Annotated in this window: 12 protein-coding genes; 6 read left to right on the top strand and 6 right to left on the bottom strand. The window is 74.5% G+C overall.

What is annotated here, in order from left to right; genetic code table 11:
* Positions 1 to 17: 17 nt before the first annotated feature.
* The gene (locus tag ACZ6ZI_RS02580; RefSeq protein ID WP_469514818.1) at positions 18 to 1205 is read right to left on the bottom strand and encodes a carboxylate-amine ligase; all 1188 of its coding nucleotides are present in this window, start codon (positions 1203 to 1205) and stop codon (positions 18 to 20) included.
* A gap of 216 nt (positions 1206 to 1421) precedes the next feature.
* Here ACZ6ZI_RS02580 and ACZ6ZI_RS02575 point away from each other — a divergent pair, with 216 nt between their 5' ends.
* Both ACZ6ZI_RS02575 and ACZ6ZI_RS02570 read left to right on the top strand, forming a co-directional pair.
* Positions 1422 to 2681: an MFS transporter gene (locus ACZ6ZI_RS02575; RefSeq protein ID WP_469514815.1), complete on the top strand. Its 1260-nt coding sequence runs from the start codon at positions 1422 to 1424 to the stop codon at positions 2679 to 2681.
* A 204-nt stretch (positions 2682 to 2885) separates the two neighbouring features.
* Positions 2886 to 3950, top strand: coding sequence for an esterase-like activity of phytase family protein (locus tag ACZ6ZI_RS02570; RefSeq protein WP_469514812.1), 1065 nt, complete (start codon positions 2886 to 2888; stop codon positions 3948 to 3950).
* On the opposite strand, the gene ACZ6ZI_RS02565 is transcribed toward ACZ6ZI_RS02570, so the two are convergent.
* The 3 genes from ACZ6ZI_RS02565 to ACZ6ZI_RS02555 form a co-directional block, all read right to left on the bottom strand.
* The gene (locus ACZ6ZI_RS02565; RefSeq protein ID WP_469514808.1) at positions 3947 to 5314 is read right to left on the bottom strand and encodes a carboxyl transferase domain-containing protein; all 1368 of its coding nucleotides are present in this window, start codon (positions 5312 to 5314) and stop codon (positions 3947 to 3949) included. The two genes, ACZ6ZI_RS02570 and ACZ6ZI_RS02565, sit on opposite strands and share 4 nt — an antisense overlap.
* A 305-nt stretch (positions 5315 to 5619) precedes the next feature.
* Positions 5620 to 7266, bottom strand: a complete 1647-nt coding sequence (locus ACZ6ZI_RS02560) for a GAF domain-containing sensor histidine kinase (RefSeq protein WP_469514805.1) — start codon at positions 7264 to 7266, stop codon at positions 5620 to 5622.
* Positions 7263 to 8300, bottom strand: a complete 1038-nt coding sequence (locus ACZ6ZI_RS02555) for a rod shape-determining protein (RefSeq protein ID WP_363060902.1) — start codon at positions 8298 to 8300, stop codon at positions 7263 to 7265. The genes ACZ6ZI_RS02560 and ACZ6ZI_RS02555 overlap by 4 nt, the downstream gene beginning before the upstream one ends.
* A gap of 220 nt (positions 8301 to 8520) precedes the next feature.
* Between ACZ6ZI_RS02555 and ACZ6ZI_RS02550 the strand changes: the two genes are divergently transcribed.
* On the top strand, positions 8521 to 9234 hold the full coding sequence (locus ACZ6ZI_RS02550) for an esterase/lipase family protein (RefSeq protein ID WP_469514802.1): 714 nt from the start codon (positions 8521 to 8523) through the stop codon (positions 9232 to 9234).
* A gap of 16 nt (positions 9235 to 9250) precedes the next feature.
* Here ACZ6ZI_RS02550 and ACZ6ZI_RS02545 read toward each other — a convergent pair whose 3' ends face one another.
* Positions 9251 to 9856 carry a hypothetical protein gene (locus ACZ6ZI_RS02545; RefSeq protein ID WP_469514799.1) on the bottom strand — a complete coding sequence of 202 codons (606 nt, stop codon included), beginning with the start codon at positions 9854 to 9856 and terminating at the stop codon, positions 9251 to 9253.
* Positions 9857 to 9934: 78 nt separating this feature from the next.
* Here ACZ6ZI_RS02545 and ACZ6ZI_RS02540 point away from each other — a divergent pair, with 78 nt between their 5' ends.
* On the top strand, positions 9935 to 10684 hold the full coding sequence (locus ACZ6ZI_RS02540) for an SCO2400 family protein (protein ID WP_469514796.1): 750 nt from the start codon (positions 9935 to 9937) through the stop codon (positions 10682 to 10684).
* Positions 10685 to 10855: 171 nt separating this feature from the next.
* Here the strand turns inward: ACZ6ZI_RS02540 and ACZ6ZI_RS02535 are convergent, their stop codons facing one another.
* Positions 10856 to 11278, bottom strand: coding sequence for a MarR family winged helix-turn-helix transcriptional regulator (locus ACZ6ZI_RS02535; protein WP_469514793.1), 423 nt, complete (start codon positions 11276 to 11278; stop codon positions 10856 to 10858).
* Positions 11279 to 11372: 94 nt separating this feature from the next.
* Between ACZ6ZI_RS02535 and ACZ6ZI_RS02530 the strand changes: the two genes are divergently transcribed.
* Both ACZ6ZI_RS02530 and ACZ6ZI_RS02525 read left to right on the top strand, forming a co-directional pair.
* Positions 11373 to 12395, top strand: a complete 1023-nt coding sequence (locus ACZ6ZI_RS02530) for an NADP-dependent oxidoreductase (protein WP_469514790.1) — start codon at positions 11373 to 11375, stop codon at positions 12393 to 12395.
* 64 nt (positions 12396 to 12459) lie between these two features.
* Positions 12460 to 12882: an organic hydroperoxide resistance protein gene (locus ACZ6ZI_RS02525; protein ID WP_363060890.1), complete on the top strand. Its 423-nt coding sequence runs from the start codon at positions 12460 to 12462 to the stop codon at positions 12880 to 12882.
* Positions 12883 to 12945 lie beyond the last annotated feature (63 nt).

Below are 12945 nucleotides of genomic sequence, written 5' to 3'. Positions count from 1 at the left end.
GGGGGACCCCGCGCGGTCTAGGACTTCTCCGTCTCCTCCACCAGGTGGCGCAGCACGTCCGTCAGGTCCTCGCGGCGCGCGTAGGCCGCGCGTTGGCGCGCGGCGCCCGAGCCGTCGCGCAGCAGCCCGCCCAGGGTCTTGGCCGCGTGGTCGAGGTCGCCCGCGGCGGCCAGGGCCGGGGCGACCAGGTCGAGGAGGGCTTCCGCGAGGTCGGCCGCCGGGAGTTCGGCGCCCGTGTACGGGTCCAGCCCGAACCCCTCCAGACCGTCGTGCGCCGCCCGCCAGCGCGCGAGGCGCAGCACGTCGTCCCGTACCGGCGGATCGGGGCGCTGCTCCGCGATCTCGCGCAGGGCCGTCGCGACCAGGGCGCGGGCCAGCTCCGCCTGGAGCACGGCCGTGTCGATGTCCGGGGACATGTCGGGGGCCCGGATCTCGAGCGTGGGCCAGTTCCCGGACGGGCGGAGGTCCCAGTAGACCATCTTGGTGTCCAGGGCCGCCCCGGAGCCGAGCAGGGTCTGCACCGAGCGCCGGAAGTGCGCCGTGGACGTGAAGTGCGGGGGCGGGCCCGCGGAGGGCCAGCCCGACCAGGCCATCGCCCGCCAACTGGCGTGGCCGGTGTCGCGGCCGCCCCAGAAGGGGGAGTTGGCGGCCAGCGCGATCAGCGTGGGCAGCCATGGTCTGACCCGGTTGGAGACCGCGACCGCCGTGTCCACGTCGAGGGTGCCGATGTGGATGTGTCGGCCGCAGCTGACCAGGGTGTCGGTCAGGGCGCCGAAGCGGCGGTGCTGCTCGCGCTGGCGCGGTTCGTCGTCGGTCAGGTGCAGGGGCCCCTGCACCGCCACGACGGGCGAGGGCGCGGCCAGCAGGCGGCAGCCGTGCTCGCGGGCCGCCGCGGCGAGGGTGCGCCGCAGGGCGGCCAGCTCCTCGCGGAGGGTGGCCGAGGAGTCGGCGACCGGGGTCGAGATCTCCACCTGGTACCGGGTGCCCTCGGCGTGCAGCTGTTGGGGGAGCCCGGCGGCGGTGGCGAGGACGCGGGGCGCGGCGGGGACCACCCGCAGGGTGTCGACGTCGACGAGGAGGAACTCCTCCTCCACCCCGACGGTGAGGGGTGTGGTGACGCCGGCGGCGGTGCGCAGGCCGTGGTTCAGGTGGCCCGTGCGGCCGGTGTCGCTGGTGCTCGTGGTGCTGTTGCCAGGTTCGATCACTACGCCTCCCTGGACATACGAGTCTTTTCATCATGAGCTGAACGGGAGGCCGGAAGGGTACGTCGATTCGGTCAAATGTCCGGTGATAGTGGCGGGTTAGCGGCAAGGGGGAAACGGCTCTGGGGCCGTGGATTCGGGTGGGGAGGACGTTGCGGGTGTGTGAACGTCCCCCCTCGACCCCAGGGGCCTTCGAGCGGGTGGTGGTTATCATCCGCTGTGACCGGTACGACGACCCCCTCCCGCCCGCGGCGCCGCATACTCGCCGACCTGACGCCCCTGCGCACCTCCGCGGACTACCGGCGGTTGTGGATCGGCGGCACGGTCTCGTGGACGGGCCAGGCGATGACGGCGCTCGCCATCTCGCTCCAGGTCTACGAGATCACCGGATCCAATTTCGCGGTCGGCCTCGTCGGGCTGTTCTCCCTGGTCCCGCTCGTGGCCTTCGGTCTCTACGGCGGCGCCATCGCCGACAGCGTGGACCGGCGCAAGCTCGGCCTGTACAGCTCGCTGGGCCTCACCGCGCTCTCCGTGGCCCTGGCGGCGGCCGCCCTCCTCGACTACCACCGGGTCTGGCTCCTCTACACGGTCGTCGCCCTCCAGGCCCTGTGCGGGGCCCTGGCCGGACCGGCCCGCTCGGCGATGATCCCGCGCCTGCTGCCCGCCGAGCAGCTGCCCGCGGCCAACGCGTTGAACTCCGTCACCATGACCTCCGGGACGATGGCGGGCCCCGTCCTCGGCGGGCTGATCGTCGGCTGGTGGGGCTACCAGGCGGCGTACCTGATCGACGCGGTCACCTTCGCCGCCGCCCTGTACGCCATGTGGCGGCTGCCCTCGATGCTGCCCGAGGGTGGGGCGCGGCAGGGACGGGCCTCGGTGCTGGACGGGCTGCGCTTCCTCGGGACCCGGCCCAACATCCGGATGACGTTCTTCTCCGACCTGGCCGCCATGGTGCTGGCCCATCCGCGGGCGCTGTTCCCGGCCGTCGCCGTGCTCTGGTACGGCGGTGACGCGCGCACCGTCGGCCTGCTGGTGGCCGCGCCCGCCGTGGGGGCGCTGCTGGGCGGCCTGTTCTCCGGTTGGCAGGGCCGCGTCCACCGGCACGGGCTGGCGATCCTGCTGTCCGTCGCCGCCTGGGGTCTGGCCATCGCCGTCTTCGGGCTGACGCGCGACCTCTGGCTCGGGCTGTTCTTCCTGGCCGTCGCCGGGTGCGCGGACACCGTCTCGATGGTGTTCCGTACGACGATGCTCCAGACCGCCACCCCGGACGGCATGCGGGGGCGGCTCCAGGGCGTGTTCATCGTGGTCGTCGCGGGCGGTCCCCGGCTCGGCGACTTCCTCGCCGGGACCGCCGCCGACCTCACCTCCCCGGCCGTGGCCGTCACCGGCGGCGGTCTGGCGTGCGTACTGGTGGTGGTCCTGCTCGCCGCGCGCTGGAGGAACTTCGCCCGTTACGACGCCCGCTCCCCGCAGGCCTGAGGGCGGGGGCGGCCCGGGCCCCGGTCGGGCGGCCGGGTGGGCGGGCGCGGATCCCGCGGGCGGCCCGGATGTGAACGGGAGTCGGCGGGTTCTTTGCGGTCCTGTTGCCGCGTCTTCCGTTTTGTTTCGATCAGCCATATGACAGTTCGGCAGTACTGTCCGCGCCCGTCCGCGCCCCGCCGAACACTCCGGGAGAACACCTCCATGCGTCTTCGTACGCTCCTCAGCACCGCGGTGGCCACCGCGGCCCTCGCCGGCGCGCTCGCGCCGCCGGCCGTCGCGGCCCCCGAGGACGACCGGGCCTGCTCGCCCCACCTGTCCGTGCGCGGGTACTCCGACGCGCTCGACAAGGCCGTGCTCGACGGGAAGCTCGTCGGGGGCGTCTCCGGGCTCGCCCTCGACCGGGACGGCACCGTGGCCGCCGTCTCCGACAAGTCGGCCCTGTACCGGCTGGACGTCGCCCGCGGGGACACCCCGACGGCCACGGCCCGGGCCCGCCTGCCGTTGAGCGACGGAGCCGGACGGGTCCTCGATTCCGAGGGCGTGGTCGTCGACCGCGACGGCACCTACCTCGTCACCGACGAGACGGCCCCCGCGATCCGGCGCCACGCCCGCGACGGCCGGGTGCTGGCCACGCTGCCCGTCCCGCCCGCGTTCGCCACGACCGCCCCGGGGCGGGCCACGCCGAACCAGACCTTCGAATCGCTGACCCTGCTGCCCGGAGGCCGCACCCTGGTCGCCGGGGTGGAGGGCCCCCTGGCCGGGGACGGCAAGGACGCGCGGGGCCGTACCCTCCAGCGGATCCAGACCTGGGAGCGGCGCGCGAACGGGGAGTTCACCCTCGGCCGGCAGTACGCCTACCCCGTGGACCCGGGCCACGGCCTGGTCGAACTCGCCCCGACCCGCGACGGCCGGTTGATCGTGCTGGAGCGCGGCTTCACCCGGGAGTTCGCGATCACGGTACGGCTGTACGTCGCCGACCCGCTGGGCGCGAGCGACACCTCGAAGGTGGAGACCCTGACCGAGGGCCCGCGCCTGCGGGTCGCGCGCAAGACGCCGATCGGCGACCTGAACGACTGCCCGACGCTGGGCGCCCCCTCGAAGCTGCCGCAGAACCACCCCCTCGTCGACAACGTCGAGGCCATGGTCGTGACGCGGGACGGGGGATCCGGGCGGATCCGGCTCCTGCTGGCCAGTGACGACAACGAGTTCCCGCAGCAGATCACCCGCCTGTACGCGGTGGACGTGAAGCTGCCGCGCCGCTTCTAGACCTCCCGCTCCTGCCGCCGCGCCGCCGGCGGGGTCACGATGCCGCGGGCCACCCCCAGGGCCACCAGGTCCTGGGGGCGGACGCGGAGCTGGTCGGCGGTGGCGGGGGCCTCCTCGGCGGGGCGCTTGAGGATGGCCGCCGCCAGTTCCGGGGCGATGACCGAGAAGTAGCTGTCCGGGGTCACCCAGGTGTTCCCGGGCGCGGCGAGGGCGAGGGCGCCGCCGGAGCCGCCCTCGCCGATGAGCAGGGTGGTCACGGGGACGCCGGCCGCCGCGACCGCCGCGAAGGTGTCGGCGATGGCCGCGCCCGCGCCCGCGTGTTCGGCCGCGGCGTCGTTGGCCGCGCCGGGGGTGTCCACCAGGGTGAGCACCGGGATCCCGAGCCGGTCGGCGAGGCGGATGACGCGGGTGGCCGTACGGTAGCCGGCCGGGCGGGTGGCGGTGCCGCACTGGGCGGCGTACGCCACGGCCCGCCCCTCGTGCAGCCCGAACCCGCACAGCATGCCCGGGTCGACGCCGCCGGCGCGGTCTCCGGACAGCGGCAGGCGCAGCTCGAACCAGGCGTCCAGGTAGGCCTCGGCGCGCGGCCGGTCGGGGTGGCGGGCCTGGAGGACGGCCTCCCAGCCGGTCGCGGGGGCCGCCACGTCGGCCGGCGCGGCCGGGGGGTCGACCGGAGCGGTCGGGCGGGGCGCGGCCAACACCCGCAGCCAGTCGGCGAGGACGCCGGACAGCTCCGGTGCGGGCACGACGGCGTCGACGTGCCCGGCCGCGTACTGGCCCTCGGCGGTGTAGGCGGCCGGGTCGGCGTCGGCGGGCCGCACCCGGGATCCGGCGAAGCCGACCTGCGCCCCGGGCAGCGCCAGCACCACGTCGGCGCCGGCGCCGAGGGTGGCCCAACCGCCGCCGGTGGTGGGGTCGCGCAGCACGGCGATCTGCGGCAGCCCGGCGGCGCGGGTCAGCACGCCCTGCCGGGCGACGCGCTGGAGCTGGGACAGCGCGAGCATCCCCTCCTGCATCCGGGACCCGCCGGTGGCGATGAGGGACACGAGCGGCAGGCGGCGTTCCCGAGCGTGGGTGTACGCGGCTTCGAGCCGGTCTCCGGTGCGTTGGCCGAGCGAGCCGCCGAGGAAGCCGAACTCGAAGGAGACCACCGCGGCCGGGCGGCCCCCGATGAGGGCGGTACCGGTGACGACGGACTCGGTCTCACCGGTGCGCGCGGTGGCCCGGGCGCGGGAGGCGTCGTAGCCCGTCCAGCCGAGGGGGCCGTCGTCCGGCGACTCCCGCGGTGGCGCGGGGAGTTCGACGAAGCTGCCGGGGTCGGTGAAGGAGGCGATGGCCGCGCGGGCCGAGAGGCGGGTCGTCACGCCCACACACTAGGTGGTGACGGACGGTTCGGGCCGGGGCCGTGGCGTGATCCACAAGACACCCCGGGCCCGGGAGCCGGGCGGGGATCCCGCGCCGGGATCCCCACCCGCGCGCCGCGGGCGCGGTCCCGGCCCGGGCGGGCGGGGTTGCGGGGCGGGGTCCCCGGGGGAGTGGTGCCGGGCTGTGCGGGCGCCCCGCCCCGGGGGCCCGGCCCGGCCGGGGCGGTCCGGGTCCCGCTTCCCGCTTCCCGTCCGGGTCCCGTCGCGGTTGCGCTTCCGATTCCGTCGCGGTCGCGGTGCCGGTGTTACAGCGGGGACTCCCACGTCACCGTCGTGCCCCGGGTGCTCGACTCCGTCGCGCCGTCGTCGGAGACGGTGAGGCGGACCCGGGAGGCCGTCGCGTCGATCTCGACCTCGATCGAGCCAACCCCGCTGCGCCGGTGCGCCGCCGCGAGGGCGCCGCGCAGGGCCGACAGCAGCTCCGTGGTCACGGGGTCCGGCAGCAGTGCGTCCACCGCGCCCGCGAAGTGCACCGACGGCTGGAAGCCCAGCAGCACGGCCGCCCCGCCCGTCTCGCGCAGCACCCGTCCCCGGAACGTCGTGGGGGCGTCCGTGGGCGGCTGTTGGAGGGCGAAGATGGCGGTGCGGACCTCCTGGATCGTGGAGTCCAGCTCGTCCACGGCCCGGCTCAGCTCCTCGCCCACCGTGTCCCCGGCCGGCGCGTTGGAGGACCGGCGTCGGGTGCTCTCCAGCATCATCTCCGTCGCGAACAGCCGCTGGACCACCAGATCGTGCAGGTCCCGCGCGATGCGGTCCCGGTCCTCGTACACCGCCAACTGCTCGCGGTCGTGCTGGGCGTCGGCCAGTACCAGCGCCAGCGCCGCCTGCGAGGCGAACTGGGAGGCCAGCAGCCTGTCCACCGCGTCGTACGGGAGGCCGCCCCGGGCGCGCGGCAGCGCGAGCGTCCCGATGAGCTGCCCGCCGCTCTGGAGCGGCAGCATCATGCTCGGGCCGAAACGTTCCCTCACGTGCGTGGTCATCCGGGGATCCGTCGCCGAGTCCTCGATGAAGACGGGTTCGCCGCCCAGGAGCTGGACCAGCACCGGCGAGCCCGGCGCGATGGCGGTGCCCACCAGGTCCCCCGGGTCCCCGTGGGTGGACGCGGCCACGATCTCCATGCCGCCCTCCGGGGTCGGCTGGAGCACCACCCCGGCCGCCGCGTCGGCCAGCAGCCGGGCCCGTTCGGCCACGCACATGAGCGCGTCGGCGGCCGGGCTGCCGGCCAGCAGGGTGGTGGTCACGGCGGCCGCGCCCTCGATCCACCGCTCCCGCCGGCGCGCGGTCTCGTACAGCCGGGCGTTGCCGATCGCTATGCCGGCCTGCGCCGCGAGCACCCGGGCCAGCGCGAGGTCCTCGTCGGTGAAGGGCGCCCCGTCGTGCTTCTCGGTGAGGTAGAGGTTGCCGAAGACCTCGGTGTGCACCCGGATCGGGACGCCGAGGAACCCGCGCATCGGCGGGTGCCCGGGCGGGAAGCCCGTCGCGCGCGGGTCGAGGGTGAGGTCCTCCAGCAGCAGCGGGCGCGGGTCGGTGATGAGCGCGCCGAGCACGCCGCTGTGCCCGTCGGGCAGTCGGCCGATCGCGTCCCGTTCGGTGTCGGTGATCCCGGCGGTGAACAGCTGGGTGAGCCGGCCGCGCTCGGGGTCGACGACCCCGAGCGCCCCGTACCGTGCGCCGCACAGGTCGGTCGCCGACTCCACGATGTGCTGGAGGGTGGTGCGCAGCTCCAGGTCGGAGCCGACGCTGAGGACCGCCTCCAACAGCACGGGCAGGGTGGAAGGCGACGGTTCGTCACCGTCGTGGCCGGGTCCGGGTCCGGGTCCGGGTCCGGGTCCGGGTTCGGGACCCGTCTGCCCGGCTGTTCGCCCGGTCCGCGGACGTGCATCAGGCGTCATTCGGACAGCGGGTTGAGGACCATGGGTGCGATCTTCCCTTCGAGCATCGCGCCGAGCCCCTGCACGGCGCACACGTCCGGCCGTTCCGCGATGGCCACGGGCATTCCGGTCGCGTCCCGCAGCATCTGGTCCAGGCCCGGCAGCCGGGCGCTGCCGCCCACCATCATGATCCCCCGGTCCGTCAGGTCCGCGACCAGGTCGGGCGGGCAGTCCCGCAGCACCTTGCCGATGCCGTCGAGGACGGCGGTCAGGGGGGTGTGGATGGCGTCGCGGACGGCGGCCGTGTCCACCTGTACGGAGCGGGCCAGTCCGGTGGCGACGTCGCGTCCGTGGATCAGGGTGGACGCCGGACCCTGGGCGGTGATGCCGTTGCCGTGCAGGGCCAGCTGGAGGGGGCGGACGGCCTGGCTCGGCAGCATCAGTTCGTGCGCGTGCCGCAGGTGCTGGACCACCGCGTGGTCGATGGCCTCGCCGCCGACCGGGATCCGTTCCGCGGTGACGATCGATCCGAGGGAGAGGACGGCCACCTGGGTGGTCGCCGCTCCGCACACCATGATCATCGTCGCGGTCGGCTGCTCCACGGGCAGGCCGCAGCCGACGGCCGCCGCGATCAGGGTGTCGACGAGTTCGACGCGGCGCGCCCCGAGCCCGACCAACGTCTCCACCGTCGCGCGCTGCGCCAGCGGGTCGGCGTCGTGCGGGGTGCAGGCGGCGGCCCGCAGGCGGGGCTTGCGGCGCAGCGCGCGGCGGAGCTTCTCGCCGAGGAGGTGACGCAGCATCCGCTGGGCCATCTCGATGTCGACGACGGTGCCGCCGGAGACGGGGCGGGCGACGCGGATGTAGTCGGGTGTGCGGCCGGTCATCCGTTCGGCGAAGGTGCCCACGGCGATGAGCGCGCCGGTGCGGGTGTTCACCGCGGCGACGCTGGGCTCGTCGACGACCAGTCCGGCGCCCTTGACGTAGACACGGGTCCTGGCGGCTCCCAGGTCGACGGCGACGTGGCAGCGGCGCAGCTGCTCAAGACTGACGGTCACGGCAGTTCCTCCCGAGTGCGCTGACGCGATGCGACCGGCGGTTGCCGGTCGCAATTCATATCTTCTCGGGTAAATGGGGTATGTCGCCCGTTGAGATGCTCCGGCCGGGGTGAGGCGGGCGGGCCGGAAGTGCTGCACGGGGGTGGATTTCTGTACCGACAGGCACGACGATGCGCGCACCGTCCGCGCTACTCGCGCGTAACAAGGTAAAGGGGACACGATGCTGACGGCCCGCCAGAAGATCCTGGCCTTCCCGACCCTCGCACTCGCCCTCCTCGCCCCCCTGCCGGCGCAGGCCTCGGAACGGACGGCCGATCAGGTCGCCCCGGGAGCCGGGGCGACCCGCAACCCCGTGGTCCTGGTCCACGGGTACAACGCGGACCCGGGGGTCTGGGGGTCGCTGCGCGAGGACCTGAGGGCCGACGGGTACGCCGACGACAGGATCTCCTCCTGGGGCTACGACACCCACCAGTCCGTCAACGAGGTGCTCTCCGGCCGCCTCGCCGCCCACGTCGACGAGGTGCGCCGGCGCACCGGCGCCGCGCGGGTGGACATCGTGAGCCACTCCTTCGGATCCCTCGTCAGCCGTTGGTACGTCAAGTACGGCGGCGGCGAGAGGGTCGTCGACCACTGGGTCTCGCTGGCCGGCCCCAACCGCGGCACCTCCACCGCGTGGGCGTGCGCCCTGTGGGACCAGGCCTGCCGGGACATGACCCCGGGCTCGTACGTGGTGAGGAACCTGGCCTCCGGGGACGAGACCCCCGGCGCGGTCAAGTACGCCACCTTCTGGTCGAACTGCGACGAGGTGGTCAACCCGGACGACAGCGTCCCCCTCGCCGGCGCGCTCAACACCCCGGTCGGCTGCCTGAAGCACAACGACCTCCTCGGCGACGAACCCACCTCGGCCGGGGTCCGCGCCTTCCTGGCCGGCTAGCCCCGCGGCGGCCGGCTCATGCCGAGCCGCCGGGTAGCGGCCCGCTCGCGGGCGACACCCGCTGGAGCAGTCCGTACGTGAACTCCGCCACCAGCACCTCGCCGCCGGCCGTGAAGGCGAGGCGCCATCGGGTCGGCGCGGTGCCCTCCATCGGCCGGACCGGCGCGAAGGCCCGGGCCACCTCGTCGACGGTCGCGGACCACGGCCGCAGGTCCGCGGCCGACTCCAGTACGGGGCCCCGCGCGCCCGGGGCCCGCACCAGCCACTCGTTCCACACCGCCCCGTCCGGACCCGCCAGCACCTCGAAGCGCAGGTCCGGCCAGAGCCCCACCGGCCACAGCAGGGCCTCGCACCGCAGGTCGCCGATCCGGCGGGATTCGGTCGACTCGGGCGGTCCCAGGGCCGACCGGTAGCGGGCCAGGGCCCCGCGCGAGCGGGGCGAGCGGACCATCGCCTGCCAGCGCCGGTTCGCCTCCCGCTGCTCGGCGGGCGAGGCCCCCAGCCGCAGCCGCGCCTCCTCGGCGAGGTCCGGCCGGAAGTCGGCCATCCTGCGCAGGAGCACCAGCTGGAAGGCGTACGGCCCGAAGGTTCCCCGGGCGCCCGCAGGCGGGGTCGCGGTCATGGACGAAACGATTCCACACAGGATCCTTACGTTCCCGGAATACTGCTGTTGCCGGGAAGCGCATAGCCTGCGGGCGCCATGAACTACTGCCCCTCCTGTCGCAGACACCTCAACGGCGCGCTCGCGTGCGCCGGGTGCGGAACCCCGGCCGAGTACCTGACGACCGCGGCGCCGGGCCCCGCCCCGACGGCCGCCCCCGTCCCGCAGCCCGCGCTCGCCGAGGTCTTCGCCGATTCCCTGGTCGTCCTGTCCGGCCCCGCCGACGGGGGCCGCGCCGGCGCCCGGCGGCGCGGCGCGGGCCGGCGGTGGGGCGGCCGTACCGCGCTCACGGTCGGGCTCGGGCTCGTGCTCGCGACCGGCGGGTCCATCGCGGTCGGGCGCATCGTGACCGACGACCAGGGTGTGGACCGGGCCAACGAGGTGGTGCTCACCGACGACGCGGGCCCACGGGACCCGCAGACCCCGCCCGACGCCGACGGTCTGCCCGCGGCGCCCTCCGCCCTGCCCTCGGCGAAGGCCTCCGGGCGGGTGGCGAAGACGCCCGGTCCCGCGTCCGGCACCGGCGGCACCGCGCAGCCGGGTGCGAGCGGGAGCGCCTCCGCCTCCGCGGGGACGGGGCCGACGCCCGGTGCCACCGGGGCGGAGGGAGTCGTACGGCCCACGAAGTCGGGGGCGCCCACGTCGGGCGCGACCGGCTCGGCGCAGCCGCCCGGGCGGACCCCGACGCCGACGGCGACCAAGCCGGGCAAGGGGCCGAAGCCGAAGCCCACCCCGACGCCGACGCAGACGGAGAGCTGCAGCATCTGGGACTGGTGGAACTGCCTCTGAGCCGGTGCCCCGGCCCGGCCCCGGCGGCCCGGCCCCGCCCGGCACGGGCGCGCCGGTACGGCCCAGGCCTGGTACGTCCCGCGATGGCCGCCCGGCCCGGCCCGGCCCCGGCGGCCCGGCCCGGCCCCGGCGGCCCGGCCCCGCCCGGCAGGCCCCGGCCCCGCGCGGCGGTCAGGCCAGCATCCGCCTGAGTAGGTCCCGCAGGGCCTCCCGCTCCTGCGCCGAGAGGCCGGCCAGCGGTTCCCTCGCGAAGTCCAGGGACTCGCGCAGTCGATCCGCGGTCTGCGTCCCCTCCTCCGTGAGCGCGGCCAGCTTCACCCGGCGGTCCGCCGGGTCCGGGTGGCGCGCGACCAGCCCGCGGCTCTCCAGCCGGTCGATGATGCCGGTGACGTTCGACGGTTCACAGCGCAGCTTGCGCGCGATGCGGCGCATCGGCAGCGGCTCCACGGCCAGCAGCGTCAGCACCCTGGCCTGGGCGCCCGTGAGCTGGTGGCGGGCAGCCGCGTCCTCGTACTCCATGTGGTAGCGGGCCACGACGTCGCCGATGAGCTCGACGACCTCGACGGTCACTGGGTCTGTGCGGCGACTGGGCATGACACCAGCGTACCCATTTACTTGACAACATGAAATATCCAGGCGCATGGTTGTTTCACGTTCTGAAGCATTTCCCCTCGTTCAGGAGCCCCGCATGTCTCAGATCCCCGCCGTCAGCCGCGAGTGGCACCTCGTCCGTCGCCCGCAGGGCTGGCCCGTCGCCGAGGACTTCGCCCTCCGTGAGGTCCCCGTGTCCGCCGAGCCCGCCCCCGGCCGGATCCTGGTCCGCAACCTCCACATGTCCGTGGACCCGTACATGCGCGGTCGCATGAACGACGTGAAGTCCTACGTCCCGCCCTTCCGGCTCGACGAGCCGATGCAGGGCGGCGCGGTCGGCGAGGTCGTGGCCTCCGCCGCCGAGGGCTTCGCGGTGGGCGACCACGTCCTGCACCACCTGGGCTGGCGCGAGTACGCCGACCTCGACGCGCAGTACGCCACCAAGGTCGACGCCTCGCTCGCCCCCCTCTCCACCTACCTCGGCGTCCTCGGCATGCCGGGCCTGACCGCCTACGCCGGCCTCTTCGAGGTCGCGTCCTTCAAGGAGGGCGACGCCGTCTTCGTCTCGGGCGCGGCGGGCGCGGTCGGCAGCCTCGTGGGCCAGTTCGCGCGGATCAAGGGCGCCTCCCGGGTCATCGGCTCCGCCGGCTCGGACGAGAAGGTGACGCTCCTCACGGAGAAGTACGGCTTCGACGCCGCCTTCAACTACAAGAACGGCCCCGTCGCCGAGCAGCTGCGCGACGCCGCCCCCGAGGGCATCGACGTCTACTTCGACAACGTCGGCGGCGACCACCTGGAGGCGGCCATCTCCTCCCTCAAGGTGCACGGCCGGGCCACCCTGTGCGGGGCCATCGCCCACTACAACGACACGGACGCCGCCCCCGGTCCGCGCAACATGATGGCCATCATCGGCAAGCGCCTGCGCCTGCAGGGCGTGCTGGTCGGGGACCACGCCGGCCTCCAGGACCAGTTCGTCGCGGACGTGGCCGGCTGGCTCGCCTCCGGCGAGCTGCGCTACGACGAGACGGTCGTCGAGGGCGTCGAGAACGCCACCGAGGCCTTCCTCGGAATGCTGCGCGGAGAGAACACCGGAAAGATGATCGTTTCGTTCACCCGCTAGGCTCACTCCATGCCGTCGTGATCGTGGGCGCGAGTCACGGCGATACACCTGGAGGATCCACTTCATGTCCATCACGCAGTCCGACGTCGCGTACACCGCTGTCGCCACCGCCGAGAACGGCCGCGACGGCCGCGTCGCCACCAACGACGGCAAGCTCGACGTCGTCGTGAACCCGCCGAAGGAGCTCGGCGGCAGCGGCGAGGGCACCAACCCCGAGCAGCTGTTCGCCGCCGGCTACAGCGCCTGCTTCCAGGGCGCCCTCGGTGTCGTCGCGAAGAACGAGAACGCCGACATCTCCGGCTCCACCGTCACCGCCGAGGTCGGCATCGGCAAGAACGACGAGGGCTTCGGTCTGATCGTCAAGATCTCGGCCTCCATCCCGAACGTGGACGCCGCCACCGCCAAGGACCTCATCGAGAAGGCCCACCAGGTCTGCCCGTACTCCAAGGCCACCCGCGGCAACATCACGGTCGAGCTGGCCGGCTGATCGCGCTCCGCGTTCGTGGGCCGCACCCCCCGTCGGGGGGTGCGGCCTTCGCCGTACACTGCC

The sequence above is a fragment of the Streptomyces sp. NPDC103540 genome, assembly GCF_055584445.1.
This window is presented reverse-complemented; position numbering and strand designations above follow the sequence as displayed.